This is a genomic window from Maridesulfovibrio pacificus (SeqCode), from assembly GCF_048612815.1.
GTDB classification, from domain to species: Bacteria; Desulfobacterota; Desulfovibrionia; order Desulfovibrionales; family Desulfovibrionaceae; genus Maridesulfovibrio; species Maridesulfovibrio pacificus.
The window spans coordinates 1,757,811-1,784,280 of record NZ_JBLZNE010000001.1; the positions used below are offsets into that span (position 1 = coordinate 1,757,811).

General features: G+C 48.2%; 23 protein-coding genes and 1 tRNA gene. 8 read left to right on the forward strand and 16 right to left on the reverse strand.

What is annotated here, in order from left to right; all coding sequences use genetic code 11:
* Nucleotides 1-86: 86 nt before the first annotated feature.
* The 7 genes from dhaK to rbsD form a co-directional block, all read right to left on the reverse strand.
* On the reverse strand, nucleotides 87-1,145 hold the full coding sequence (dhaK, locus tag ACNI23_RS08255; protein WP_420247854.1) for a dihydroxyacetone kinase subunit DhaK: 1,059 nt from the start codon (nucleotides 1,143-1,145) through the stop codon (nucleotides 87-89).
* A gap of 332 nt (nucleotides 1,146-1,477) precedes the next feature.
* A complete protein-coding gene (locus ACNI23_RS08260) occupies nucleotides 1,478-2,485 on the reverse strand; it encodes a substrate-binding domain-containing protein (RefSeq protein ID WP_420247856.1) in 1,008 nt (335 codons plus the stop codon).
* Nucleotides 2,486-2,491: 6 nt separating this feature from the next.
* On the reverse strand, nucleotides 2,492-3,418 hold the full coding sequence (gene rbsK / locus ACNI23_RS08265; RefSeq protein WP_420247858.1) for a ribokinase: 927 nt from the start codon (nucleotides 3,416-3,418) through the stop codon (nucleotides 2,492-2,494).
* Nucleotides 3,419-3,560: 142 nt separating this feature from the next.
* On the reverse strand, nucleotides 3,561-4,436 hold the full coding sequence (rbsB, locus tag ACNI23_RS08270) for a ribose ABC transporter substrate-binding protein RbsB (protein WP_015852422.1): 876 nt from the start codon (nucleotides 4,434-4,436) through the stop codon (nucleotides 3,561-3,563).
* Nucleotides 4,437-4,457: 21 nt separating this feature from the next.
* A complete protein-coding gene (gene rbsC, locus ACNI23_RS08275) occupies nucleotides 4,458-5,426 on the reverse strand; it encodes a ribose ABC transporter permease (protein WP_420247859.1) in 969 nt (322 codons plus the stop codon).
* A 38-nt stretch (nucleotides 5,427-5,464) separates the two neighbouring features.
* Complete coding sequence (gene rbsA, locus ACNI23_RS08280) at nucleotides 5,465-6,955, reverse strand: ribose ABC transporter ATP-binding protein RbsA (RefSeq protein ID WP_420247860.1); 1,491 nt, start codon at nucleotides 6,953-6,955, stop codon at nucleotides 5,465-5,467.
* Between the two features lie 9 nt (nucleotides 6,956-6,964).
* Nucleotides 6,965-7,384, reverse strand: coding sequence for a D-ribose pyranase (gene rbsD / locus ACNI23_RS08285; RefSeq protein WP_420247862.1), 420 nt, complete (start codon nucleotides 7,382-7,384; stop codon nucleotides 6,965-6,967).
* 178 nt (nucleotides 7,385-7,562) lie between these two features.
* Here rbsD and ACNI23_RS08290 point away from each other — a divergent pair, with 178 nt between their 5' ends.
* Nucleotides 7,563-8,453 carry a hypothetical protein gene (locus ACNI23_RS08290; protein WP_420247864.1) on the forward strand — a complete coding sequence of 297 codons (891 nt, stop codon included), beginning with the start codon at nucleotides 7,563-7,565 and terminating at the stop codon, nucleotides 8,451-8,453.
* Between the two features lie 119 nt (nucleotides 8,454-8,572).
* Here the strand turns inward: ACNI23_RS08290 and ACNI23_RS08295 are convergent.
* Nucleotides 8,573-8,649 (reverse strand) — tRNA-Met (locus ACNI23_RS08295).
* An 86-nt stretch (nucleotides 8,650-8,735) separates the two neighbouring features.
* Here ACNI23_RS08295 and ACNI23_RS08300 point away from each other — a divergent pair.
* From ACNI23_RS08300 to ACNI23_RS08330, 7 genes are all read left to right on the forward strand, one after another.
* Nucleotides 8,736-9,467: a glycosyltransferase family 2 protein gene (locus ACNI23_RS08300; RefSeq protein ID WP_015852427.1), complete on the forward strand. Its 732-nt coding sequence runs from the start codon at nucleotides 8,736-8,738 to the stop codon at nucleotides 9,465-9,467.
* Nucleotides 9,468-10,157, forward strand: coding sequence for a TVP38/TMEM64 family protein (locus ACNI23_RS08305; RefSeq protein WP_420247866.1), 690 nt, complete (start codon nucleotides 9,468-9,470; stop codon nucleotides 10,155-10,157).
* A gap of 148 nt (nucleotides 10,158-10,305) precedes the next feature.
* On the forward strand, nucleotides 10,306-11,289 hold the full coding sequence (locus ACNI23_RS08310) for an AAA family ATPase (RefSeq protein ID WP_420247867.1): 984 nt from the start codon (nucleotides 10,306-10,308) through the stop codon (nucleotides 11,287-11,289).
* A 10-nt stretch (nucleotides 11,290-11,299) separates the two neighbouring features.
* Nucleotides 11,300-12,613, forward strand: a complete 1,314-nt coding sequence (locus tag ACNI23_RS08315) for a vWA domain-containing protein (RefSeq protein ID WP_420247869.1) — start codon at nucleotides 11,300-11,302, stop codon at nucleotides 12,611-12,613.
* A 105-nt stretch (nucleotides 12,614-12,718) separates the two neighbouring features.
* Nucleotides 12,719-13,177 carry a hypothetical protein gene (locus tag ACNI23_RS08320; RefSeq protein ID WP_420247871.1) on the forward strand — a complete coding sequence of 153 codons (459 nt, stop codon included), beginning with the start codon at nucleotides 12,719-12,721 and terminating at the stop codon, nucleotides 13,175-13,177.
* Nucleotides 13,178-13,329: 152 nt separating this feature from the next.
* Nucleotides 13,330-13,887, forward strand: coding sequence for a manganese efflux pump MntP (locus ACNI23_RS08325; RefSeq protein WP_420247873.1), 558 nt, complete (start codon nucleotides 13,330-13,332; stop codon nucleotides 13,885-13,887).
* Between the two features lie 146 nt (nucleotides 13,888-14,033).
* The gene (locus ACNI23_RS08330; protein ID WP_420247875.1) at nucleotides 14,034-14,996 is read left to right on the forward strand and encodes a YheT family hydrolase; all 963 of its coding nucleotides are present in this window, start codon (nucleotides 14,034-14,036) and stop codon (nucleotides 14,994-14,996) included.
* A gap of 34 nt (nucleotides 14,997-15,030) precedes the next feature.
* Here the strand turns inward: ACNI23_RS08330 and ACNI23_RS08335 are convergent, their stop codons facing one another.
* From ACNI23_RS08335 to pta, 8 genes are all read right to left on the reverse strand, one after another.
* Nucleotides 15,031-15,372: an Hpt domain-containing protein gene (locus ACNI23_RS08335; protein WP_420247876.1), complete on the reverse strand. Its 342-nt coding sequence runs from the start codon at nucleotides 15,370-15,372 to the stop codon at nucleotides 15,031-15,033.
* Between the two features lie 56 nt (nucleotides 15,373-15,428).
* Nucleotides 15,429-17,240 (reverse strand): methyl-accepting chemotaxis protein, encoded by a 1,812-nt coding sequence (locus ACNI23_RS08340; protein WP_420247878.1) that lies wholly within the window; start codon nucleotides 17,238-17,240, stop codon nucleotides 15,429-15,431.
* Nucleotides 17,241-17,519: 279 nt separating this feature from the next.
* On the reverse strand, nucleotides 17,520-17,822 hold the full coding sequence (locus ACNI23_RS08345) for a Dabb family protein (protein WP_015852437.1): 303 nt from the start codon (nucleotides 17,820-17,822) through the stop codon (nucleotides 17,520-17,522).
* A 104-nt stretch (nucleotides 17,823-17,926) separates the two neighbouring features.
* Nucleotides 17,927-19,732 carry a methyl-accepting chemotaxis protein gene (locus tag ACNI23_RS08350; RefSeq protein ID WP_420247880.1) on the reverse strand — a complete coding sequence of 602 codons (1,806 nt, stop codon included), beginning with the start codon at nucleotides 19,730-19,732 and terminating at the stop codon, nucleotides 17,927-17,929.
* A 336-nt stretch (nucleotides 19,733-20,068) separates the two neighbouring features.
* On the reverse strand, nucleotides 20,069-22,228 hold the full coding sequence (gene ldhH / locus ACNI23_RS08355; protein WP_420247883.1) for an L-lactate dehydrogenase (quinone) large subunit LdhH: 2,160 nt from the start codon (nucleotides 22,226-22,228) through the stop codon (nucleotides 20,069-20,071).
* Between the two features lie 2 nt (nucleotides 22,229-22,230).
* Complete coding sequence (locus ACNI23_RS08360; protein ID WP_420247885.1) at nucleotides 22,231-22,854, reverse strand: lactate utilization protein; 624 nt, start codon at nucleotides 22,852-22,854, stop codon at nucleotides 22,231-22,233.
* Between the two features lie 301 nt (nucleotides 22,855-23,155).
* The gene (locus ACNI23_RS08365) at nucleotides 23,156-24,346 is read right to left on the reverse strand and encodes an acetate kinase (RefSeq protein WP_420247887.1); all 1,191 of its coding nucleotides are present in this window, start codon (nucleotides 24,344-24,346) and stop codon (nucleotides 23,156-23,158) included.
* Nucleotides 24,346-26,463, reverse strand: a complete 2,118-nt coding sequence (gene pta, locus ACNI23_RS08370; protein ID WP_420247888.1) for a phosphate acetyltransferase — start codon at nucleotides 26,461-26,463, stop codon at nucleotides 24,346-24,348. The genes ACNI23_RS08365 and pta overlap by 1 nt, the downstream gene beginning before the upstream one ends.
* Nucleotides 26,464-26,470 lie beyond the last annotated feature (7 nt).

Here is a 26,470-nt window from a genome sequence, read left to right on the forward strand (position 1 = left end):
GGTCTTATTTCTAAAACGGTAACGCAGACGTGGAAGAACTCTCCCACGCCTGCGCATTTTAAACTAATAATAAAGCAAAGTTAAGCCTAGCGTACAAAACCGGGAGTCTGTGCCGGAGCATCCCAGAACTTAAGCATTTCATCATCAACCTTAAGCAGAGTGATAGAGAAACCCTGCATTTCCAGAGAAGTGATGTAAGGTCCGACCAGATTACGGACAATGTTGATGCCCTTGGCTTTGCAGACTTCATCAAGCTTTCTGTACACAGCGTAGAGCTCGGAAACCGGGGTTCCGCCCATGCTGTTAACAAATGCGATAACGTTGTCGCCCTTGGCAAACGGCTCATCGGTCAGCTTTTTGTCTTCCCATTCGCTGCCGTTCCATTCGCGGACAGTGCGGGAGTATGCGGGGTCATCGATGATCTGCTCAGCTGCATACTGGGTCATTTCATCAACAGACTTAAGGGGCATACGCTCAATACCGGGCTCACCGTGGATACCGATACCCATTTCAACTTCGTCTTCACCGAGTTCGAAAGTGGGTTTGCCTGCCGCGGGAACGGTGCAGGAAGTCAGGGCCACGCCGAAAGAACGGCCATACTGGTTTACCTTGCGGCAGAGATCGGAGCATTTTTCGAGGTCGTACCCTGCTTCAGCAGCCGCGCCAACAATTTTTTCAGCCAGAACAGTAGTACCAACGCCGCGTCTACCTGCAGTGTAGAGACTGTCCTTAACGGCTACGTCATCATCAATCAAAATATTCTGAACCTTTACGCCTTCTGCTGCAACGAGTTCAGCAGCGGCTTCAAAGTTCATCACGTCACCAGTGTAGTTCTTTACCATAAAAAGAACGCCGGCACCGCTGTCTACGGCCTTGGCGCATTCGTACATCTGGTCAGGGGTGGGAGAAGTAAAAACTTCACCGGGGCAGGCGCCATCAAGCATACCTTTACCGACAAAACCGCCGTGCATAGGCTCATGACCGGAACCACCGCCGGAAACAATAGCTACTTTTCCTTTAACAGGAGCATCTTCGCGGACTACGTAGTAGGGATCGTAGTTTACTTTCAGTTCAGGATGAGCGAGGGCCATACCCTCAAGCTGTTCCTTAACCACATTTTCCACATCATTGATCAATTTTTTCATAGTTAAAATCACCTCTGGTTCTAGGTTCCTTACGTGATGGCAACATTAAATCAATTGAGAAACGTTGTCGACAAATGAACGCCTTTTTTTTCGCTTACATTTAAATCATTTTTATTTACGGAGTAAAATTTTCATTTTCGAAAACATTTTCCTTAATATTTTCCGTTATAAATGACCGTCATCGCTTTTTCATTCATGAGACAGTTTCAATTTAAACAAAATTCACGGGATTATATGCAGACTCTATCAAATGAGCACATAATAAAACCAAAAATCCTCCAGCAAAACATTTTCACTGGAGGATTTTTTTTACATGGTACGGATTCTAAAAATTACTTACTCAGATTGCTCACCGACTCCCGCTCAACAAGAGTAGGTTCAACCTTTATCTGCAAACCTTTGGTTCGCTTACTGGACAACCTATCGATAAGGGTATCCACTGCCCGGGCTGCTATTTCCTTCTTCGGCTGGTGAATGGTGGTCAATGCCGGAGCTGTAAACCGGGAAATATAAACATTGTCATAACCTATGACAGACAGGTCCTGCGGCACCCTGATTCCGAGCCTTGCCGCCTCACTCAGCACACCGATAGCCATCATATCGTTACAGACAAATACGGCACTGGGCAATTTATCAAGTCCGGTAAGATAGCGCATTGCTTCAACTCCGCCCTCACAGCCATAATCACCTACCACGATCCACTCTTCACGCACGGCAAGCCCCGTCTCGACCATAGCTTGTCGATAACCTTCCAGACGTTCCTTGGCAGAGCGGCGGTCCTGCGGTCCGGCGATGCAACCGATATCAGTATGCCCCTTGGCGATTAAATATTTAGTGGCCAGACGTGCTCCGCTAAGGGAATTGTCATAAATTCTGTCCACATTATCCGACTCCGGCCCCCAGTCAAAAACAACAATGGGAACACTGCGGTCAGCTTCAATCAGATTGATGATCTCATCATTAACTTCACTGCAAAGGAGCAGCAAGCCGTCTACACGCTTCTCCTCAAGCGCATCAAGGTTGGCTTCCATGCGGTTGATATCACCCTCGGTATTACACAGAAAAAGAGTATATCCACGCTCGTAGCATCGGCGCTCAACCCCATGCACCACCTCGGCAAAGAACGGGTTGCGGCTGGCAGTAACTAACATGCCCAAAGTGCGGGTCTGCTGAACTTTCAGGCTGCGCGCAATGGAAGACGGACGATAATTCAACTCCTCCACAGCCCTCTCCACCAGCTCCCGCTTCTCGTCACTGACGAATCGGGTCCGGTTTAGAACATGCGATACAGTAGAGGTGGAAACACCCGCCAATTTTGCTACGTCTTTGATGGTCGCCATAAAATTTTATGAATTATCCTTTATAAATTTATTCACTTCTTCAAGGCTGGGAATGGAAGTCTGAGCGCCAAGACGGGTTACAGAAATCGCTGCCGCACCGTGAGCGAAACCGATAGCCCGTTCGAGACTTGCGCCCTTCTGCATGGAAGCAACCAGCGCGCCGTTAAAAGTATCCCCGGCAGCAGTGGTATCCACAGCTTTGACAGTATAACCGCCGATCAACTTCTTCCCTTCGGCACGGCTCAAAAATGCCCCCTTCTCACCAAGGGTGATCAATACCGTTTCAACGCCTTTTCCGTGCAGAACGCAGGCGGCCATTGCTGCATCTTCCTCACTCTTCACCTTAACTCCGGTAAGCAGCTCCGCTTCGGTTTCGTTGGGAGTAATCATATCAAGATTCGCCAGCAGAGAATCGGGCAAGGCACGGGCGGGTGCTGGATTCAGAATTACTTTTGTCCCGGCAGCACGGGCTTCTTTTGCAGCAAGCTCAATTGTTTCCAGTGGACTTTCAAGCTGCATGAGCAGGGTTTCAGCTTCACGGATTAAACCAAGATGAGGCTGCAAAGCTTCAGGAGTAAGCGCCGCATTGGCTTCAGCAGAAATGGAAATGGCATTTTCACCGCCGGCAGCAATCTGGATCAAAGCGATTCCGGTAGGCAGACCTTCCACAGTCATAACCGCAGATGTTTCAATTCCGTCCTGCTGAAATTCATTGATCATACGCCGCCCGAAATCATCATCACCTACGCAGGCAATAAAACCGATTTCTGCGCCAAGACGGGCCGCAGCCACAGCCTGATTGGCTCCCTTACCGCCGGGTATGATCTGATAACCGTGCCCGGTAACGGTCTCGCCGGGACGGGGAAAATTATCAACCTGCAAAACATGATCGGCATTTACACTACCGAGAACGATTAATCTAGGGTAAGCCATCTCTGATCCCTTTTTAAAATATCTGGAAGTAGTCTTAACAAGCTAGAAGCGAAGCTTACTGAAAGGTTTTGAAAGGATGGGGTCAGGGGAAGGAAAACTTTTGCAAAAGTTTTCCTTCCCCTGCCGCCGGAGGCATCAATAATTATTTTACAACCATCAAGGGGACGGGAATGTAAGCATCAACCTTTTCGCCCTTGAGAACCTTATCGGCAGTTTTAACACCGAGAAGACCGATCAGTGCAGGCTGCTGAGCAATGGTTCCGGCCATGTCGCCGCGCTTAACTGCTGCAACACCGTCATCGGTACCATCAAAACCTACAACTACAACTTTCTTACCAGCGGCCTGAAGAGCGCGGATAGCGCCGAGTGCCATTTCATCATTCTGAGCAAAAACACCCTGCACATCGCCATTAGCGGCAAGCAGGTTTTCCATTACGTTCAGCCCCTTGGTGCGGTCAAAATCAGCAGGCTGTGAAGCGAGAACCTTGAAGCCGTTAGCTTTAACTGCTTTGGCAAATCCTGCGCCACGGTCACGTGCTGCGGAAGTACCGGCCAGACCTTCGAGCTGGATAACTTTTGCGCCTTTACCCAGTTTTTCTGCCATGAAATCACCGGCCATTTTACCACCTGCCACGTTATCGGAAGCAATGTGGGAAGCAACTTTACCTGCGGATGCTCCACGGTCGAGGGTCAGCACAGGGATATTGCTGCGGTTGGCAAGACGGATAGCGTTAACAACTGCATCGGAATCGGTAGGGTTGATTAAGATAGCCTTTACACCGCGTACAGTAAGGTCTTCAACGTTAGCCAGTTCCTTTGCAGGGTCATTCTGAGAATCGAGCACGATGAGTTCGTAGCCCATGTCTTTTGCTTTCTTAACAGCACCATCCTTGAGGGTGACGAAGAAGGGGTTGTTCAGGGTGGAAACTACAAGTGCTAGGGTTTCCTTAGCCTGTGCGGAAACGCTGAGGCCCAAAGTAAGTACCAGAGCCATGGCGAGGGTCATAAGTTTTTTCATCCTACACTCCTAATGTTTTTATTACTTGCTTTTGGTATCCACCAGAACCGCTAAAAGGATGACCAGCGCCTTGGCTATCATCTGATAATAGGAAGATACATCAAGCAAATTCAGTGCGTTATTTAGAAAGCCGATAATGAGTGCACCCAGCAGGGTTCCCATAATCGTGCCTTTACCACCCATAAGAGAAGTTCCGCCGAGAACAACAGCGGCAATAGCGTCCAGCTCATAGCCATATCCGGCAGTAGGCTGAGCCGAGGAAAGGCGGGAAGTTACGATCAGACCGGACAAAGCCGAAAGGAATCCGGCAATAGCGTAAACCGCAATCTTGATCCTATCCACATTGATACCGGAAAGACGGGTAGCCTCCTCATTTCCACCCAGCGCGTAAATGTACCGCCCAAGACGGGTATGATTGAGTAGGTACCACGCTGCGCCGAAGGTGAAAGCCATGATCCAGATGGGGAACGGAATGCCGAACAGATAACCGGTACCGATAAAGGCGAAAGAATCAGCAACGTCAGTAAATCCGGTGGAGATGGGCCGTCCATCAGTGTAAACAAGGGTCAGGCCGCGCACGAGGGTCATGGAAACCAGCGTGGCAATAAATGCCTGCACCTTGCCCTTGGCAATAATAATCCCGCTGATTCCGCCTAGAATCGCCCCGGCACCAAGGGACGCGCCGACAGCTACAATTACCGGCATCTGGGCCGCAATCAGGCTGGCACCTACAGCCCCGCAAAGGGCGAGTACCGAACCTACGGACAAATCAATCCCCGCAGTAAGAATAACAAGGGTCATACCCACTGCCATAACTGCGTTGATGGCAGTCTGGCGCAGTATGTTCAGGATATTCCCGGTGGTAAAAAAATGGGGATTGAGAAAAGAAACAATGACGATCATTACCACAAGAGCAATGAGTGTTTTCTGCTCAATCAATCTATCTTTGATGGACACTGTTTTAATCTGTCCGTTAACTGCTTCGCTCATGCGACCTCCTGTCCCGTACTTAAATATAAATTCACTGCCTATCGGCCCCTGCCGATGGCGCAGGCCATGAGTTTTTCCTGATCAGCTTCTTCCGCTTTGTATTCCCCGCAGATACGCCCCTCGTGCATGACGAGAATACGATCGGACATACCCAGAATTTCGGGCATTTCAGAAGAAACAAGAATGATGCTCATTCCCTCTTCCTTGAAGCGGTTGATGAGCTGGTAGATTTCTTTTTTGGCCCCCACGTCGACTCCTCGGGTCGGTTCATCGAGGATAAAAACCTTGGGTCGATCCATGAGCCCTTTGGCGATGGCTACCTTCTGCTGGTTACCGCCGGAAAGGTTACCGACAGACTGCTCCCGCGAAGGAGTACGGATATTGAAAGTACCTATGTAGGAATCCACAGCCTCATTTTCCCGGCTGCTATCAATGTGCCCTGCTGCGGATGAGAATTCACGCAGGGCGGCGAGAGTCATATTTTCTTTAATTGAGAGGCCCAGTACCAGCCCATCCGCCTTGCGGTCCTCGCTGATGTAAGCGATTCCCGCTTCAAGGGCATCGTGTGGGGATTTGATCTTCACAAGTTCTCCAAACATGGAGACAGAACCGCCTGTAACAGGATAGGCCCCGTAAATCGCCTTCATGAGTTCAGTACGTCCTGCGCCCATCAAACCGGAAATCCCGAGTATCTCGCCCTCATGAAGGGAGAAAGAAATATTCTCTAATCTCGGACCGGAAAGATCCTTAACTTCAAGGCTGACCTGTCCCGGCTGAACTTCTACGCGCGGAAATTGTTCATCAAGCCTGCGTCCAACCATCATTTCAATGAGACGGTCTTCGTCAATCTCGTCAACCGGACTTTCGCCGATAAATTGACCGTCACGAATAACCGTAACATCATCGCAGATTTCAAAAATTTCTTTTAAGCGGTGGGAAATATAAACAATACCGTGCCCGGAATCACGAAGCTCGTTAATTACATTAAACAGAGCGGCGGTTTCAGTCTCGGTCAGGGTATCAGTGGGTTCGTCCATGATGATAACCTTGGACTCAAATGAAATGGCTTTGGCGATCTCCACCATTTGCTGCTCACCAATACCCAACTCACCCAGCCTGGTTTTGGAAGACCGTTTCACTCCCAGCTTTGCAAGCAGCTTATCAGCACTGGCATACATATCCTTCCAAAGGATACGGCCCAAGGCTCCGACTTTTTCCCGGCCGAGAAAGATATTTTCAGCAATGGACAACTCAGGAAGCAGGTTAAGTTCCTGATGGATAATGCTGATTCCGGCTTGCTGGGAATCACGAGGCCCCTTGAAATTGCAATTTTGACCGAGGTAAGTAATGAAGCCCGCATCGCGTTTATAAATCCCGGTCAAAACCTTCATAAGCGTTGACTTACCTGCACCGTTTTCGCCCACAAGACCCATGACATTGCCAGCTGAAACATTCAGGTTAACGCCATCGAGAGCTTTAACGCCCGGAAAACTTTTTTCTATATCTTCCAACCTGAGCAGTACACTCATGGTTTCCCCCTAGAAAACTACGCCGGCCTTGAAAGTAATATTCGCGTAAGGAGTGAACTCTCCGGTCCGGACAATGGCAACGCTCTTTTTCGTGTTGAGCTTGAAATTTACGTGGCGCACATAATCCACCGGGATATCCTTGCCGCGCTGAGCAGACTCCATTTCAAGAACACTGATCAATTCATCATGTCTGGCCGGACTTACATCCTTGAACTCTTCTGCCAATTCAACAGATTCAAGCTCCATTTCCATAAGTACAGCCTTAACCACATCGATAAAGGACGGAATCCCTTCGGACACAGCCAGATCAATACGCAGCACACCTTCCGGAACAGGCAGTCCGGCATCGCATATGGTCAGCGCATCAAAATGTCCCAGCTTGGATATAATATATGATAATTCAGAATTAAGAAGTCCTGTTCTTTTCATGTTCTCTCCTATGTAAAAAGCATCCCCATACGGGCAAATTAACCAACCTGTAACACCATCGAAACGGTTGCGCAATCGATTCGATAATCAATTAGCGAGACAATTCATCTTAACGCCAACGCTGGACAATTTGACTTATACTACTCAATAACACATATTGATAACTTGGAGGAATCTCATGCAGAAGATTTTAATCTGGCTCACGTTATTATTCTGTGCGCAGCCTGCTTTTGCGCAGGACACTTTAAAAGCCGTCTTACTTGTTGACCGCCCACTCCCGCAGGAAACATACATATATAGACTACTTGAGCTTGCACTAAAAAATCAGCAGCAACCATATAAATTAGAGATTGAGGTTGTTGATGCAACGCAACCCCGAAGAGTTAAGATCGTAAGTTCTTCTCCGAAAAATTACGTCATAGCGCTAGGCAACCGCTCAGAACATGAAGAACTATTACAACCCATCTATATTCCTATTCAACTGGGATTAGGACTTGGGCACAGAATTATGCTGACTCGTGCTGACGTAGAAGACAGGCTGAAAAATGTTAAAAGTCTGGCAGATCTTTCAAAATTTATTTTTGCGCAGGGTCTGGGTTGGTCGGATGTAAAAATCCTGCGTGATGCTGGACTGAAAGTTCACACCCCGGCAGATACAACCAGCATTCCGGGGATGCTTATGCGTAAAAGAGTTGACCTGTACCCCCGCGGACTCTTCGAGATTGATCTTGAATACAAACGATATGCACCGGACCATCCGGGTCTTGTTATCGACGAGAATATAGTTCTTACCTATCCATTAGCATCTTTTTTTTACGTCAGAAAAGGGAATGCATTACTGCATGATGCGATCAGGAAAGGACTTAAAAAGGCATACTATTCAGGTCAATTGCAAGACCTGATCATGACCGATCCAACATTCAGCAAAACACTCCGCAACATCCATCTAGGTACACGAGTGAAGATTGAAGTGCCTGTTAAAAATCTTGATATTAGCGAAAAAGCATTATCGGCTTTGAAAGAGTTTATTTTTATGCCCGGAAAGAAGGTCGGAGAGAAGGTGAGATAAGGAAAAACATTTTTCAGGTCATTCGGTTGATAATTATGTTTTTTAAACAACAGAAAGGCTAGCCATATAAAATAAAAAAAGGCCCAACCTTTCGGTTGAGCCTTTCTGATGAAGCATGGTGGTTGCGGGGGCCGGATTTGAACCAACGACCTTCGGGTTATGAGCCCGACGAGCTACCAAGCTGCTCCACCCCGCGTCACAGGAAGAGGTTCTACAGAGGAGACTACTTCCTGTCAACAGCTATTTACAAATTATTTAAATTTTCTTATCTCATCTCTCGATATGACAAACCACTACGAACTATCTCTCGTGATCCCTGTCTACAACGAACAGGATAATTTACGAAAACTAATGCAGGAAATTGATTCGGCCTTAGAACCGACAGATATTCCATATGAAGTAATATTTGTAGATGACGGCAGCAAAGACAACAGCCTCGCCGTTCTCAAAGATATTTCATCAACCTATCCCAAAGCCCGCTATATTTCATTTGCGGAAAACCGGGGACAGTCCGCTGCCTTCTGTGCCGGATTCGATGAAGCCCGTGCGCCGCGTGTCGCCACCATGGATGCAGACCTGCAGAATGATCCTGCCGATCTTCCGGCCATGTATGCCCTCTACAATGAAGGACACACCATGACCATCGGCTGGCGTCAGAAACGCAAGGATGTCTGGATCAAGCGGATCGCCTCCAAAATAGCCAACGCCATCCGCAACAGGCTTACCAACGAAACCGTACAAGACACCGGATGCTCTCTTAAGATCATGGACACAGCCATGGTCCGCGCAATCCCACGTTTTAACGGCATGCACCGTTTTCTGCCCACACTCATGAAAATGCAGGGCGCCTCCGTTGCTGAAATGAAAGTTAACCACCGTCCCCGTTTCGAAGGTGAATCCAAATACGGCACTATCGACCGCGCAATTGCCGGTGGTTACGACCTGCTGGGCGTGCGCTGGCTGCTGGGTCGTCATTTTTCATACAGTGTAAAAGAACGCAGCGACGACAAGTAAATGAGTGCAGTAAGCAATGAATCAAAAGTAAGCATGAAAGCCCTGATCAAGGGACTTGCCATGCTCAGCGTATTGGGGCTTTCGGTCTATCTGATCCGCTATGCCGGACTTGCCGATGCACTTGATACTCACTGGATGGATGAACATGTGCGATCTCGCGGCCTTACCGGAGTACTCACCTATGTGGGATTGGCGGCATTCTTTTCGGCTGTCGGTTTTCCCAGACAGGTGATCTGCTTCATGGGTGGATACGCATACGGCTTCGCCCTTGGCACCCTGCTCGGAACCATCGGAACCGGACTCGGTTGCGCCGGGGCATTCGTCTATTCCCGGCTGGTAGGCCGTTCTTTCATTAAAAGGAAGTTCGGTGCCCGTATTCAGAAAGTAGATGATTTCCTGAGCCGCAGTCCCTTCAACATGGCTCTGACTATCCGTTTTTTCCCATTAGGCAGCAACGTGGTCACAAATATTCTTGCAGGAGTAACCAGCATTCCGGCCCTGCCCTTTATATTCGGCTCCACAGTGGGATACATCCCCCAGAACATGGTCTTCGCTCTCTTCGGCAGCGGTGTGGAAGTATCATCCACCCTACGCATGGTCATGGCTGTGGTTCTCTTTGTCATTTCCACCCTGCTGGGGTTTAAAATCTATCGTAAATATCGCAATCAAGCTGAAGCAGTAGTGGAATAATCTCCCTTCCTTAAGAAAAATAAAAAGCCGGATGCAAACGTATTCGGCTTTTTTTTGCGATTCTACATTGACATCGAGAATCGTTTTCAATATCAAAAACATTCATCTCCCAATAAAATAACAAAAAAACAGACGTGAGATTTACTTTATGAATCCTAGATTAATAGCCAATTCACTGCATACATTGATAAAAACCAAGCAGCCTACTTTCCTCTGGGGACCTCCAGGAGTTGGTAAAAGTCAGGTTGTAGCCCAAGTAGCTAACGAGTTGGACCTCAAACTAACCGATCTGCGCGCAGTATTGCTCGATCCGGTTGACCTGCGCGGCCTGCCCCGCATTTCCGATGAAGGCGATGCAAGCTGGTGCCCGCCCTCCTTCTTGCCGAAAGACGGCAAGGGTATCCTTTTCCTTGATGAACTTAACGCTGCACCTCCTCTGGTGCAGGCTGCCTGCTACCAGCTGGTCCTTGACCGCAAGCTGGGCGAGTATACTCTTCCAGAAGGCTGGACCGTGATAGCAGCAGGAAACAGGGAATCAGATAAAGCCGTAACTCATCGCATGCCGTCTGCGCTTGCAAACCGCTTCGTGCATCTCGATTTTGAAGTAAGCACCACGGACTGGCTTGACTGGGCCGCTGCAAACAACATTGCCGAAGAACTGCTCGCCTTTATAAAGTTCAGACCCGGCCTGCTGCATGACTTTGATCCGTCCCGCAATGAAAAAGCATTTCCTTCTCCCCGCTCTTGGGAGTTTGTATCCGGGATCATCAAGTCCTCACCCAGCCCGGAAGTCGAGTATGAACTTTTCAAGGGAACAGTCGGCGAAGGTGCTGCTGCAGAATTCAGCGGATTCTGCAAAATCTATCGCAAGCTTCCCGACCCTGAATTCGTACTCAAATCACCGGACAAAGTAGCCATCCCCGAAGATCCGGCTACTGCATATGCGCTTTGCGAATCAGTAGCATCCAAAGCAGCCCCGGAACATGCCGAATCAATCATGGTCTTTGCCTCAAGGCTGCCTGCGGAATTCGCTGTTTTACTGGTACGCAACGCAGTCAAAAAGGATCGGTCCATTGTCGAGTCAGATGGTTTCAACCGCTGGGCCACCGCCAACTCGGACATACTGTTCTAGGATTTTACCAATGAATGCTGACCGTAAACTGCTCAAGGCCCGTGCCGACCTGCTCCTAAAGCACCCGTTCTTCGGTTCTCTATGCCTGCGCATGGAACCGCAGGAAGACCGCACCTGCGACGGCACATGGACCGATGGCAAAACCTTTGCCTACAATCCGCACTTTGTAGACAAGCTTTCCAATGAAGAATTGCAGGGAGTACTGGCCCACACCATCATGCATCCGGCCTGCCAGCATCACAAAAGACGCGGTAACCGCGATGTGCGGCTTTGGAATATGGCCTGTGACTACTCCATCAATTGGATTCTGTTGGAGGCAGGATTTCAGTTGCCTGAGGGTTTTCTGGATGATGAAAAGTACCACGGCAAAAACGCCGAGGAAATTTTCACTGCATTGACAAAAGACTTCGACCAGTCCGGCAACCCTGAAATAGGCAAGCAGCAAAACGGCCCTAAACGCATCGATGTAGAATACGAAGACGGACAAGGCGAAGGCAATGACCTTGAATCCGGAGAAGACGAAGAACGTTCCCAGAACGGAGATGACGGCGAATCTTCCTCAGAGGGCATGGACTCGGAAGAAATAGAAGATTCCGAAGGCGAAATCGATCAGGATCAATCAGCTGACCCCGGAGGCACCGGAGAAGTCCGCGATGCCGATGAGGCAGAATCCGGTGACGGTGACTCCGGCGAAGAAACAGATAAAGACTGGCTGCTGGCACTGGCGCAGGCCACCAATCAGGCCCGCGATTGCGGAGACATTCCCGGCGGCCTTGAGCGGCTGGTGGAAAAACTGCTTTACCCGAAGCTGGACTGGCGGGAACTTCTGGAACGCTTCATCAGTGCCAGAGCACGCAACGATTATGCTTGGACACCGCCCAGCCGCCGTCACCTGCACATGGGCCTGTATCTGCCCTCGCTCTCAACGGAACAGCTGCCTGAAGTGGTGCTGGCTGTTGATACTTCCGGGAGCATCGCCCCGCAGGAACTGGAACAGTTTGCAGCAGAATTATCATCCATTCTGGAAGCATACGACACCACTATCCGGGTTGTCTGGTGCGATCTTGAAGTTACCGGCGAACAAACCTTTACCCGCGCGGACCTGCCACTCGAACTGCAACCGCAGGGAGGTGGAGGGACAGACTTTCGCCCCGTATTCAATTTTATTGAGAGTAAAAACATTGATCCGGCCTGCCTTGTCTATTTGAGCGACATGGAATGTGGACAATTCCCAGAACGCGAGCCGGACTACCCGGTGCTCTGGGCCAGAACAGGCGGCGCAGGATATCCCCCGCCCTTCGGAGAAACAATTGATGTAATTTAGTTATGATGCGCTTCGCGCTTTTAATAAATTGATTTCGCCTCCGGCGGCTTAAGGAGCTAAGCCCCTTAAGAATCCCTATTAGTTTTAAATTTATAAGGGGAAATAATGATCATCGAATGGAACATCACAAAAAAACGCGGGAACTTCCGCCCGGTACTGACTTACACAATCAGTCTGGAAGATTTTGAAAAGGAATTGGGGCTGCCGCAGGTGGTGCTGGAATCAACCATTCCAGAACCACCGGAGTCATGGTCTGCAAGCTGCCTTCCCGGTAAATGCGAACGTAACGGGTGCGACTGTACTGCATACCGTATCTATACTCCGGACCACAAAACCGGGGAAACCAGCGGCAAATTAATGCTCCCTTGGCGGGAAAACTCCGATTATCCTGAAATAGAAGCATCTTTCCTCAAACTCAGGAATAATTTCGAAGACGTACTCAAGGAAGCATACGACAGCCACCCCATTGACGTTGAAGGCAGGCTCGAACTTTCCGGAGACACACGCCGTCATATTGCCAGCGGTCTTGTCTCCCAGCGTTTTCTAAAAGCAGCGGGATTCTGATAATTACATAAAATCATGCAGGTCCCTCCACCGGCATGTTCAGGCGTAGCCGAGTATACGGTTACGCCTTTTTTATCACCATTTCCACTTAACAAACAAACGTAGTAGAGGTATGAGAACCACCTAGATCACTTAAGGAGTCCAATCCAACCATGCCTTTTTACGAAATTTTCATTATCTCCGTGGCACTCGCTATGGATGCCTTCACCATTGCCGTTGCTTGCGGTCTGTGTATGCCTGAAGTCAGTAAACGGCAGAATTTCAGGCTCTCTTTCCATTTCGGCCTGTTTCAGGCCCTGATGCCCCTTTTAGGCTGGCTGGCCGGACTTACCGTAAAATCAATGGTCGAAACATATGCTCCTTGGATTTCCTTTTTTCTCTTAGCATTTGTGGGCGGAAAAATGATTCAGGAATCTTTCGAAACAGACGATTCCTGCGATACATACAAGGACCCCACCAAGGGCCTCTCCCTGATATTCCTGTCAGTTGCCACCAGTCTGGATGCCTTAGCCGTGGGACTTTCCTTTTCCATAATGGACTATCCCATTGCATTCCCCTGCGTCATGATCGGGATTACCGCGCTGGTGCTGACTTCATTCGGTATCTGGCTGGGTAAATCATTTGCCAAAGCTTCGAGCTACAGCCATATTGCCGAAAGGATCGGCGGAGGAGTTCTTATTTTAATCGGGTTGAAACTGCTTCTACAGTAACTCCTTAACTCTCTTGGCAAGGATATTAATTACTTTGCGCATAACTCTTTTGACAGCGGACCTGCAAGCGTATATCGTCAGCTGAACTGTAAGCAACAATCAACCGGCTTCAATTGGGCAAGCCAAAGGATGGATATTTTTACCAAATGCCTTTATTGCAACCCCCTCCCTATAAACCCAAATTTCCTCTCCAATCGGGTCATCTCCAAACAATATTTCCACGCCTCTTCCGGAAAGTCAGCCTCCCGCCTGTAGTAAAAAGAAGAATCGAAACTCCTGACGGCGACTTTCTTGATATAGACTGGCACCTTGCAAGCAGCTCACGCCTTGCTGTCATCGCTCACGGCCTTGAAGGTAATTCCCGCAGACCGTATGTACTCGGCATGGCCCGCGCACTCGTGCTCGCCGGCTGGGATTGCATCACCTACACTTTTCGCGGCTGCAGCAATGATCCAAACAAGAAACCCGGAATGTACCATAGCGGCGACACCCGGGATCTCCACACCGTACTAGAATATGGACTTAATCATGGTATTTACGATGACGCTGCCCTTATCGGATTCAGCATGGGCGGCAACCACGTCCTGAAATACCTGGGAGAAGACCCTGACAAAGTTCCCGCTAAAGTTAAAAGGGCCATCGGAATATCTGTGCCCTGTGATCTGGAAGCATCTGCTGTAAAACTCTGTGAAAAATCCAATTTCATTTACAGCAGTTATTTTTTGCGATCATTGAAGCAGAAAATAAAGACTAAACACAAACAATTCCCGGATCTTTACCCCCTAGAGAAACTATCCTCCATCAAAAACATCGTTGATTTCGACAACGCGTATACTGCACCCATCAACGGTTTCACGGATGCTTACGACTACTACCGCCAATCATCATGTAAACAAGTCTTGAACAATATCAGGGTCCCGTCACTTATTCTGAGTGCAGAAGATGATCCTTTCCTGACCCCGGAATGCTACCCTGTTGAAGATGCGGAAAATAGCCAGTATCTGTACCTGCAAATCCCCAAGTACGGAGGACACGTCGGTTTTGCCGACCTGCCCATGGAAAAACAGCTCTGGTCAGAAGACAGAACTGTGAGATTTCTGAACACGTAATTAAAAAATCCCGGAGCGGTTGCCCCGGGATTTTTTATTTTTTGTTTGCATAATCGAGTAAAGGAATAAGCATCTTGCGTAATCGCATAAAGTAGCAACTTAGATACAAAGGGGAGGTACTATATGCGGCAGTTTCAATATTCCCCGCGATCTTGCTCAATTCATCAAGCCCAAGATTTACAAGACTTCCTTTCAAAGTATGGGCACTCGAAACAACAACTTCAAACTGCCCTTCATCGATTCCTTCATCAAGAGCATCCATGAGTACCTTCAGATGGATTGATGTTTCTTTCAAAAAATCAACCAGCTTTTCTGAGGGCAGACCGACTTTTTCAAGCAGGTGCTTCTCAACGATCTTGATCAGTTCAGAATCCATGAGCCCCTCCGGAATGCCGAATTAGGGACAGATAAATCTGTCCCTATAGCCTATCATTAATCTTCACTGCGCAACTCTTCAACCAGATTCAGAAGTTCCTGAACTTCAGTAGAAAGAGAACGGGTTCCTTCCGCGGCCAATTGACTATTATGAGCATTCTCCTCAGTCATAGTATCAATTTCACCAACACTACGGTTGATCTCTTCCGAAGTTGCGGACTGCTCTTCAGCAGCAGTTGCAATAGAGCGGACCTGATCAGCTGAGTTCTTTGCAAGCTCAACGATCTCATCCAGCATATCACCAGAGGAACGTGAGAGCTCGGTGGCACTTGCCACGACCTCAACAGTAGCATCCATACCCTTAACGTTTTCACGAGTTAAAGCCTGAATACCGCTGATGCTCTTTTCTACCTCATCAGTAGCGCCAATGGTCTTTTCAGCCAGCTTACGCACTTCGTCTGCAACAACTGCAAATCCCCTGCCTGCTTCACCTGCACGCGCAGCTTCAATAGCAGCATTCAGTGCCAGCAGGTTGGTCTGGTCGGCAATATCATTAATTACACCAAGCACATTACCGATTTCCACAGCCTGAGTATCCAGATGTTCCATAGATTCCTTCAGACTGGTGGTTCGCTGCTGAATATTACCCATAGCCAATATTACTTCTTGCACAACCTTGGCCCCTTCACTGGCCTTTTCCATAGACTGTGCGGAACTCTCATTGGTTTCAGTAGCGTTCTTAGCGACTTCAAGAACGGTAACATTCATCTCTTCCATGGCAGTGGCTGTTTCAGTAACACGCTGCTTTTGAAACTCACTTCCGCGCTGAATCTCTTCTGCATTACTGGAAACCTCAGTAGTAATACTTGAGACTCTTTCTACAACCTCCTGCAGCCTATCAGCAGCAGCAAGCATACCTTCCTTCTTTGCTCCCTCTGCCCTGATCTGGGCCTCGCGGGCTTCGGCTGCAGCTTCTTCTGCAATACGAGCCTGTTCTTGGGATTCAGCTTCCTTGGCCTTGATACTTTCAAGGTTGGCAGCCAAAGTCTCCACCATAGTATTCAAAGCAACCTGCAAAGTAGCGATCTCATTACGCCCTTCAGGATTGAGGGAAACGTCAAGGTTACCCTCAGCAACAGAAGTTGCTGCTTCAGTTGATGCAGTCAGCGGATTTACAATTGACCGGACCAAATACATGGAAAGAGGCAAAACTATCAGCAGCAGAACGGCTCCCGCCCCTATGACAATCTTCATAGTAAAAGCATTAGCACTTTCATGCATCAAACTATCCATCTTACCTGCTTCTACTTCGATATTATCAATGTAAACGCCCGTACCAATCCACATATCAGTGCCGGGAATCATCATGGAATAACTGATCTTAGGTTGCACACCGGATCCGGGCTTTTCAAAATAATACTTAACAAAACCGCCTCCAGAGTGGGCGACCTTGGAAAGCTCCTGAATAAGCAGCAACCCATTCTGATCCTTCAGCCCCCCAAGATCCTTACCATGCAGAGACTTCTTAGGAGGCATGACCATATTCACCGTGCCCTTATAGACAAAGAAATAACCAGAACTATCCTCTTCAAATCGAACTGGATCAAGGGCTGCGCGGAGGAATTCAAGCTTTTCATTTTCGTCACTGATATTCTTTATTTCCACACCAAGTGAACGGGCCATGGCAAGGGTGGCCACCTTGACCTTATCCTTTTGATCCTGGAACATTATTTCTTCTGTATTACTTACACCGAGATTGGTTACATCCCGAATGGCTCCCATAAAAAATAACCCAGTCACAATCAGGAAAAGCACCATCAAAGCCAGTAGCATAAAAAACCTTGCACCTATCGACAGATTCTTCAACATAGGCCCTCCCCCTCTTTATAGTTTTAGATAAAGATGCCCTCACACTTTATCAGGAAAAAATCCAAGTCTTAATAAAAATATACACCTTTGGTGGATAAATTCAAAGTTTTTCATAACAATTTTGCGCATAAATATTTACGCAAGAACATACACTGATGTACTTATCTTTACTAAAAACACCTCCTTTTATAAATATAAGCATTACTATTCAAAACACCAGTTACAAAAAAAGGCCGAAGACTTATCGTCTTCGGCCTTTTAAAGCGTATACAGCTATATTTAAATCACATAATCGATTGCATCTCGTGAAGACACTACTTCTTTGATAAATGCAACACATTCCTGATGCAGAGGATGCACTGCATAGGCCTGTAGGTCTTCCTTGCTGTCGAACTCTGAGTAAAGCACTAAATCCCATTTTTGTGTGGCTTCAAAAACATCCACACTGACCTCAACATGTTTGAGTTCTGCAATTTTACCGTTAAGAGCCTCAATCATTTCTTTGACTTTGACTCCATTTTCAGCAGCGGTTGCGCCGGCAGCTTCCTCTTTCAAGTTCCACATTACGATATGTTTAATCATTTTTTCCTCCGTTCCTTAAGTGCATATGAATAAAGGACAATGGATGATGTATTTCGAGGCTGTATTAGAGCCTATTTTTACAGGCTCCACAAGCCCAAATAAAGTTAACTTCTAAGTTCTTCCACCAATGCAACCAAAGCAGCAACTTCACGAGAAAGATCTGTGGCAGCTTCAGCAGCAAGCATACTGTTACGGGCGTTATCCTCAGTCATTGAATCAATCTCAGTTATGCTGCGATTGATCTCATCAGAAGTTGCGGACTGCTCTTCCGCAGCAGTAGCGATAGACTGAACCTGTCCTGCGGCATTTGAAGCCAGACTTACAATCTCAGAAAGCACAGCTCCGGAAGCACGGGAATGCTCAGTAGCACCACCGATAGCTTCTACAGCGTTACGCATACCTTCAATATTCTGCTTGGCGAGACCCTGAATAGAAGTGATCGACTTATCAACCTGATCAGTAGCACCAATGGTTTTTTCAGCCAGCTTGCGAACTTCGTCCGCAACAACGGCAAACCCCCTGCCAGCTTCCCCGGCACGGGCGGCTTCAATGGCTGCATTTAGAGCCAACAGGTTGGTCTGGTCAGCAATATCATTGATCACGCTCATAACATTACCAATCTCGATGGACTGGGTATTAAGCTGATCCATAAGTCTTTCCAGTTCATTGGTCTGTTCTTGAATGCCGACCATAGATTCAATTGTCCCTTGGACCACAGTCTGCCCTTCGCTGGCTTTATCTCTGGTTTGCTCGGTGTCTTCGTTGGTCTCAGTGGCATTTTTTGCCACTTCAAGAACAGTCGCATTCATTTCTTCCATGGCAGTAGCTGTTTCAGCGATACGCTGTTTCTGGAAGTCACTACCGTTCATGATTTCATTAGTGGACTTTTCTACATCGCGGGAGATTTTCACGATATTATTCAGAACGGACTCTAGTTTATTTGCAGCTGCCAGCATGCCCTCACGCTTAGCGCCTTCGGCCTGCTGGCGAGCCTCTTCGGCCTCGGCAGCCATTTTTTGAGCGACTCGAGCCTGTTCTGCCGACTCAGCTTCCTTGCGCTTAATATCAGTGAGATTCTCATCAAGAGTGGTAGTCATTGTGTTAATAGCCCGTTGCAAAGTAGAGATCTCACTTCTACCGGTCGGGTTGAGCGTGACGGTAAGATCACCTTCGGCAACACGGCTGGCGGCATCGGTAGCTTCCTTAACAGGATTAACTATGGAGCGGACGATAACGAGACAAAGCGGAGTAAGAGCAAAAAGCAGCATAGCGAGCATGATCAACACAATCTTGGTTGTGTCGGCTTTAACAGCTGAATCAATCATTGTTGCGACACGAAGCTTTGCCGCCTCGATGTTGTCAATATAAACACCGGTTCCAATCCACATATCAGTACCGGGAACCATGGTAGCGTAAGCAAGCTTTGGCTGAAGTCCTTTGCCAGGCTTATCGAAAATATATTGCACAAAACCACCGCCGTTTTGAGCAGCGCGAGCAAGCTCACGGACAAAAAACACACCGTTTTTATCTTTTGCTCCACTTAAATCCTTACCGTGTAAGGATTTTTTAGGTGGCAAGGCTACATTAACAGTACCCTTGTAAACAAAGAAATAGCCAGACTTGTCATTTTCAAATCTAAAACTGTCAATTGACTTACGGATAAAATCTATTTTTGCATCATCGCCGTCTACAGCGTGAAGCTGTGATCCCAAAGATTCGGCTGCTGCACGGGTGGCAACCTCCACCTTATCCTTTTGACCCTGTAACATAACGTTTTCAATCTCAGTGAGACCGATATTCTCGACCTGTCTGATCTCTGCAAGAAACATAACTCCGCAGACTATCAAAAAAACCAAGACTGAAGCCAGTAAAAGGACAAACCGCCCGCCGATTGACAGATTCTTCAACATACATATCTCCCTTTTTGTTAAAAAACTGCGACGATAATATCCTACGTTGCAGCTTAGAATTCACAATACAGATATATCGGAAGCATAACAACAAAAGTTAACCCAGTAGCCGTTATACTCAAATTACGAGAATCATTATTGCCCTTGGCGACTTGCAACAAAAAAGGCTTTTCCATCGGGCGAGCGAATGGAAAAGCCTTAGATGTGCGGCCTGTAACCGGCGTTTTCAGTTGCGAGGTGAAGGTACCGGGTTTGGAGGCATTATTACATGCCGCATTTTAAACCACTGTCCGCGACCGGCAAACATAGCCGCGGACAGTGAGCGTGTGTCATGTTTTATTTTCTGCGAGCTGCCATGTATTCAGCAATGTGCTTAACTTCGAGGTCAGCACCCTGCTTCTTGGCACCACCACGGATCTGCATTACGCAACCGGGGCAGTCAGTCAGCAGTATTTTTGCACCGCTTTCCTTCGCATTATTGATTTTCTTCTCAAGCAGCTGTTCGGAGATCTTGGGGAACTTCACAGAGTAGGTTCCACCGAAACCGCAGCATACTTCTTCTTCAGCACTTTCCTTGTAATCAAGTCCTGCTTTTGCCATCAGTTCGCGGGGAGCGGCTTTAACATCCAGACCGCGGCAGAGGTGGCAGGGAGCGTGATAGGTCACGGAGTCTCCGGCAGAATCAAGGAAGTCTTCTTTTTCAACACCGAGAACATCGTTCATGAAGGAGCTGTAGTCGATGACCTTGTCAGCAAATTCCTTTACGCGGGTTGCGTACTGAGGATCTTTGCCGAGCATCTTCATGTAGTTGTGCTTCAGGTGGGAAGCACAGGATGCACACATGGTCAGGATGTAATCGCAATCAGTACCTTCGAAAGCTTCAATGTTCTGGATAGCAACATCCCTTGCGGCAGTTACTTCACCCATCATCTGCAGCGGCAGACCGCAGCAGGACTGATCCATGGGGAATTCGAGGTTAACGTCCTTATTGCGCATGCTTTCCACGGTAGCAACAGACTGTTCAGGGTATACGAAGTCCTGTACGCAACCGGAGAAAAGACCGACTTTGTACTTGGGAGCTGCAACCTTTGCAGGCTGAACCTTCGCCCACATGTCACGGAAGGGAACTTCAGCAACGGTAGGCAGTGCCCTGAAGTCATGATCAGGCATGAAAATCATGGGCAGGTGACGCATGAAGCCGTCTTTGCCCTTCACAGGTTTCTGTGCAGTCTTAGCAATGCGCAGGAACTTGTGGAAGAGTTTGCGGTTCTTCATCATTTTCGCGAGGAAGGAGGAGTACATGGGATGTCCCTCTTCTTCCAGAATGCGGGCCTGAATGTCTTTAATCAGACCGGGCAGGTCAATTCCACCTGCGCAAATTTCCTTACATGCTCCACAGTTGATGCAGTTTTGAACAAGGTTCTTGGCTTTCTCAGTACCGTGGTAGAAGTAGGTAAGGATGAGGCCGATAGCCCCGATATAAATATGGCCCATTTTGTGGCCGCCGACCATGCGGTAGACAGGACAAACGTTGGCGCATGCGCCACAGCGTACGCAACGATGAACTTGAGAGAACACCGGGTCCTTTGCGAGAGCGCGTCTTCCATTGTCCAAAAACACGAAGTGCACTTTCTTCCTGTCATCCTCAGCCGCAGCACACTCGTTGGACCCGGTGATCCAGGTAACATAAGAGGTGATCGCCTGCCCGGTAGCGTTACGGGGCAGTGCCTTCAGCACGCGCAGAGCGTCATGAAGTTTGGGAGTCAGTTTATCAAGACCCATGAGAGCTACATGAACTCTGGGTAGAGTGGTAACCAGACGGGCGTTACCTTCGTTGGTAACCAGACCGATGGAACCGGTTTCGGCGATAGCAAAGTTACCGCCGGAGATGCCCATATCAGCATCAACAAAAGCCTGACGAAGTTCGCGGCGGGCAACCTTAACAAGAGCCTGAACATCATCACCCTGCTTCTGGCCGGTCACATCAGAGAAAAGGTCGCTGACCTGATGGCGGGAAAGGTGAATAGCAGGCATAACCATGTGGGAAGGCCCTTCGTGACGCATCTGAATGATCCACTCACCAAGGTCGGTTTCAACAACCTTGAGATTAAGATCATCTTCAAGATGGTGGTTAAGAAGAGTTTCTTCCGCAGTCATGGACTTGGATTTAACGATGGTCTTGCAGTTTTCCTCTACAGCGATGCGGCCGATGATTTCATTGGCTTCTTTAGCATCTTTGGCAAGGTGAACAACTGCACCGCGCTTTTCAGCTTCTTCTTTAAACTGGGCGAAAAGTTCGTCGATTCTCTGAGCAGCTGCATCTTTAGCATCTGCGATTTCACGAATCAGAGCTTTTTCATCCATATCTTTGAACGCATTGGCGCGGCTGCCACGATAGGCAACAGCAAATTTATCCATTGCGGTTCTGAGAAAATCGTTATCAAGGGATTCCCTGATCTCTTTCCTATATTCTTTAAGATTCTTAGCGTCCTGCATGATTAGTCCTCCAGAAGAAGAATATGAAGTTCAAGGGGACCGTGTACACCGATAGCGAGAACACGCTCGATGTCGGCAGTACGGCTGGCACCGGTGATGAATGCAGTGTAATCACCTTTCATCATGTTACCTTCCATCCATGATTCGAGATCGTAAGAGTTCTCCACAAGCTTGGACTTCGGCAGAACGGCTACGTGTACTTCACTGATCATGGTAGCAAGTCTCAATTCTTCACTGGGACAGTTGACTACGATGGTTCCGGTCTCGGCTATACCGTGGTCAGCATAGGTGAATGCGATATCAATACCGCCGAGATGGTTACGAACGCTATCTTTAATCAGGGTAAAACCGTTTTCCTCACACAGTTTTTCCAGTGCTGCTGACTCTTTCTTGGTCAGTGCCGGTGCGACGATGGTTTTACCAATTTTAGTTGCACAGAGCTGCTCAGCCTTGTTGGAGAGGTTCTGTTCACAACCAGAAATAAGCATTTTACAGGCTTCTTTTTTTCCGCAGAGATCCATTGTGTACTTGTAAGCTTCATCCAGAGAAGAAATCTCTGTTACTACAGCGGACACAAGCTCAGCTTTATCGGTAAAAAGCTTTACACTTTCAGCTTTAGCTGTCATTTTTCCCCCAAATACGATGGACGCTGTTATTAACACATTGTCCGTTAATATTTCCGTAAATGACCACCATATCCCTTCCACAAGACTGGTGGCACAGCCCCTTCCTTTAAGGCTGCTACGGACCGTTTCCTTCAGGCAGTGCTTCTTAATGATAAGCCTATCAAATTCATCGGTACGAATTTGATGTAATAAACATTAATTTATTGCTGGCTGTCACAGAAAATAAAGATGCCTGTCCATTCTTCTACCGGGGTGAAGTCTTCCGCACTTCACCCCGGTTTCTTTTACAATATATACTTGTCTACAGTCCGAGAACTTTGACAGTATCGTTAGCAATTTCGAGTTCTTCGTTAGTGGCGATGATCGCTACCTTTACAGCACCGTCGTCTTCACTGATGAAGGAGGGAGTTCTATCCCAGTTTTCGTTCTTATCTTTGTTGATGGTGATGCCGAAGTTTTCGAGACCGGAGAGGCAGTTCTCACGGTAAATTTCGTCGTTTTCACCAATACCCGCGGTGAATACGATAGCATCTACACGGCCCAGTTCGAATGCATAGGCACCGATGAACTGACGTACTTTGTGGCAAGCCATGTCCAGAGCGAGTTTAGCTTTTTCGTCGCCTTCTTCGATGCGAGCGTGGATGTCACGCAGATCGTTGGAACCGCAGATACCTTTGAGACCGGACTCGTTGGTCAGGGTAGCAACAACTTCAGCTGCGCTCTGCTTGGTTCTTTCAGCGATGAAACCTACGATTGCGGGGTCAATGTCACCGCAACGGGTACCCATGATAATACCGCCGAGAGGAGTCAGGCCCATGGAAGTGTCGTAGCACTTACCGTTCTTAACTGCGGAAATGGAAGCACCGTTTCCGAGGTGAACAGTAATGATGTTGGACTCTTCAAGAGGCTTGCCGAGAAGTTTAGCGGTTTCGCGGGCAACATACTTGTGGGAAGTGCCGTGTGCACCGTATCTTCTGAGACCCCAGTCTTCGTAGTATTTGTAAGGAACACCGTACATGTAAGCCTTGGGCTCCATGGTCTGGTGGAAAGAGGTGTCGAAAACGGCAACCTGTCTTACACCGGGGAACAGTTCCATAGCGGTTTCGATACCGATAACGTGACCGGGGTTGTGCAGAGGTGCGAGAGGAATACAATCGCGAATGCCCTGCAGAACTTTGTCGTCGATTTCAACGGGCTCGAAGAAAAGCTCACCACCGTGAACGATACGGTGACCGATAGCTGCGATTTCAGCTTTGTCTTTAACAACACCTTTGTCAGCATCAGTCAGCAGGTTGATGACTTCAACCATACCTTCCCTGTGAGTGGGGAAAGGCTGCTCAGCAGTGTATTTTTCACCGGTCTTGTAAGAGATGCTACCCATCGCTTCACCGATACGTTCAACAATACCGGAAGCAAGGTCATTACCGTTAGACATGTCCAAAAGCTGGTATTTGATAGAAGAGCTACCAGCGTTAATAACTAAGATTTTCATTAAATAAGTCCTTTTTCGGCCTGAGCCTGAATTGCTGTGATTGCGACAGTATTAACAATATCCGGAACAGTGCAGCCTCTTGACAGGTCGTTCACAGGCTTATTGAGACCCTGAAGTACAGGGCCGATAGCGACTGACTGTTCGGCGGAGCGTTGTACAGCTTTATAAGTATTATTGCCAGTATTAAGATCGGGGAAAATAAAAACGGTTGCCTGGCCTGCAACTTCACTATCCGGAAGCTTGGTTTTCGCAACGGAAGGATCGATGGCTGCATCGTACTGAATAGGCCCTTCGAGCTTCAATTCGGGGTTGCGTTCCTTGGCGATTTTTACTGCTTCCTTAACCTTCTCAACGTCTGCACCCTTACCGGACTGACCGGTGGAGTAAGACATCAGAGCTACACGGGGTTCAACACCGAATATCTTCGCGGTTTCAGCAGAGTTCAGAGCGATTTCGGCAAGCTGTTCCGCATTGGGGTTCGGGTTAACTGCGCAGTCACCGAAGACCAGTACTTTGTCTTTGAGGCACATCAGGAAGACACTGGATACGATGGACGCACCGGGCTTGGTCTTGATGAACTCAAAAGCAGGACGGATAGTCTGGGCAGTTGTGGTGATGGAACCGGAAACCATACCGTCTGCATCACCCTTCTGAACCATCATGGAAGCAAAGTAAGTGGGATCGAGCATGCGGTCACGTGCATCAGACATACGGATGCCTTTGTGTTCACGCAGCTTGAAGTAGGTTTCGCAGTAGTCATCAAACTGAGGTGCAGACTCGGGATCGAGAATACGCACATCGTTCATTTCAAGACCAAGCTGGGAAATCTTACCGGCAACTTCATCAGCCTTACCAAGCAGAACGATATCTGCAACGCCGCGACGGGTAAGAATATCAGCAGCGCGAAGAACTCTTTCGCTTGTTCCTTCAGGCAGTACGATAGTCTGCTTGTTGGCTTTCGCTTTCTGGACCAGCTTGTACTCGAACATCTTGGGAGTAACTTTGCTGGACTTGCTGGTGATAAGACGATGTCTGAGTTCATCGGTCTTTACATTTGCTTCAAAGGTACCGAGGGCGGAAGCAGTCTTGCGCTGATCGTCAGGATCAATTCTTCCGTACAGTTCGCTCAGTAACTGAGTGGTACGATAAGTGTTTGTTGATACGGAAAGGATGGGGGTGGGAACACCGGTCCAACCTTCGATAAGACGATGTACGGATGCGCTGGGCTGCAGGCCACCGGTAAGCAGAATACCGGAGATATCCGGGAAAGAGCTGGAAAGACGGGAAGCCAGAGAGCTCAGAATAATATCGGAGCGGTCACCGGGAGTGATAATAAGGCTGCCGTCTTCGATGTACTCAAGGAAGTTACCGATACGCATCGCTGCGATAACATAGTCATCAACGAGAGTATCGAGTCTTCCGTGGCCGTACAGTACGGAACCGTTCAGCCATTTACGTACATCATTCATGCTGGGGTTACCCAGGCTTTCATTTTCATCGATACCGTAAACAAGAAGTTCCTGAGTGCATCTGGTCTTGCATTTGATGCTGGACAGGATTTCATTCTTTTCTTCGTCGGTAGCAGTGAGCCTGTTGATGATTGCGGCTACGGTGTCTACGCCCTTGTCTTCGAGTGCATCGATAACAAGCTGGGTGGATGCAATTATGTCGTCAGCGCTCTTCCCTCTTCCGTTTGCAACCAGAAGAACGGGGCAGCTGAGGTTGGCGGCGATTTCCGCATTGATGTCAAACTCAAAGTTCTGGTCTTTGCCCTGAAAGTCGGTTCCTTCGCAAAGCACGAAATCGTACTTCTCTTCAAGCTGGCTGTACTTGTTGAGGATATTTTCCAGCAGCAGGGAGTGTTTGCCACTGTTGATGAGTTCACGTGCTTCCTTCAGTGTGTAGGCATAGGTGTCTTCATAACTGATATCCAGATTGAAGTACTCCATGATCAGATTGATATCGTGATCGCGGGATCCGGTCTGGTTATCATTAATGATAGGACGGAAGATGGCGACATGCTGCAGGTCTCTCAGCAACAGTTGCATCACGCCAAGAGCAATGGCAGATTTACCACTCTTCTCTTCGGTGGCTGTGATGTAAAGGTTTTTAGACACTGGGATT

Bases quoted from the DNA above. Each gene is read 5' to 3' on its own strand.
- dhaK (WP_420247854.1), bottom strand. From the start codon at position 1,145: ATGAAAAAATTGATCAATGATGTGGAAAATGTGGTTAAGGAACAGCTT.
- ACNI23_RS08260 (WP_420247856.1), bottom strand. From the start codon at position 2,485: ATGGCGACCATCAAAGACGTAGCAAAATTGGCGGGTGTTTCCACCTCT.
- rbsK (WP_420247858.1), bottom strand. From the start codon at position 3,418: ATGGCTTACCCTAGATTAATCGTTCTCGGTAGTGTAAATGCCGATCAT.
- rbsB (WP_015852422.1), bottom strand. From the start codon at position 4,436: ATGAAAAAACTTATGACCCTCGCCATGGCTCTGGTACTTACTTTGGGC.
- rbsC (WP_420247859.1), bottom strand. From the start codon at position 5,426: ATGAGCGAAGCAGTTAACGGACAGATTAAAACAGTGTCCATCAAAGAT.
- rbsA (WP_420247860.1), bottom strand. From the start codon at position 6,955: ATGAGTGTACTGCTCAGGTTGGAAGATATAGAAAAAAGTTTTCCGGGC.
- rbsD (WP_420247862.1), bottom strand. From the start codon at position 7,384: ATGAAAAGAACAGGACTTCTTAATTCTGAATTATCATATATTATATCC.
- ACNI23_RS08290 (WP_420247864.1), top strand. From the start codon at position 7,563: ATGCAGAAGATTTTAATCTGGCTCACGTTATTATTCTGTGCGCAGCCT.
- ACNI23_RS08300 (WP_015852427.1), top strand. From the start codon at position 8,736: ATGACAAACCACTACGAACTATCTCTCGTGATCCCTGTCTACAACGAA.
- ACNI23_RS08305 (WP_420247866.1), top strand. From the start codon at position 9,468: ATGAGTGCAGTAAGCAATGAATCAAAAGTAAGCATGAAAGCCCTGATC.
- ACNI23_RS08310 (WP_420247867.1), top strand. From the start codon at position 10,306: ATGAATCCTAGATTAATAGCCAATTCACTGCATACATTGATAAAAACC.
- ACNI23_RS08315 (WP_420247869.1), top strand. From the start codon at position 11,300: ATGAATGCTGACCGTAAACTGCTCAAGGCCCGTGCCGACCTGCTCCTA.
- ACNI23_RS08320 (WP_420247871.1), top strand. From the start codon at position 12,719: ATGATCATCGAATGGAACATCACAAAAAAACGCGGGAACTTCCGCCCG.
- ACNI23_RS08325 (WP_420247873.1), top strand. From the start codon at position 13,330: ATGCCTTTTTACGAAATTTTCATTATCTCCGTGGCACTCGCTATGGAT.
- ACNI23_RS08330 (WP_420247875.1), top strand. From the start codon at position 14,034: ATGCCTTTATTGCAACCCCCTCCCTATAAACCCAAATTTCCTCTCCAA.
- ACNI23_RS08335 (WP_420247876.1), bottom strand. From the start codon at position 15,372: ATGGATTCTGAACTGATCAAGATCGTTGAGAAGCACCTGCTTGAAAAA.
- ACNI23_RS08340 (WP_420247878.1), bottom strand. From the start codon at position 17,240: ATGTTGAAGAATCTGTCGATAGGTGCAAGGTTTTTTATGCTACTGGCT.
- ACNI23_RS08345 (WP_015852437.1), bottom strand. From the start codon at position 17,822: ATGATTAAACATATCGTAATGTGGAACTTGAAAGAGGAAGCTGCCGGC.
- ACNI23_RS08350 (WP_420247880.1), bottom strand. From the start codon at position 19,732: ATGTTGAAGAATCTGTCAATCGGCGGGCGGTTTGTCCTTTTACTGGCT.
- ldhH (WP_420247883.1), bottom strand. From the start codon at position 22,228: ATGCAGGACGCTAAGAATCTTAAAGAATATAGGAAAGAGATCAGGGAA.
- ACNI23_RS08360 (WP_420247885.1), bottom strand. From the start codon at position 22,854: ATGACAGCTAAAGCTGAAAGTGTAAAGCTTTTTACCGATAAAGCTGAG.
- ACNI23_RS08365 (WP_420247887.1), bottom strand. From the start codon at position 24,346: ATGAAAATCTTAGTTATTAACGCTGGTAGCTCTTCTATCAAATACCAG.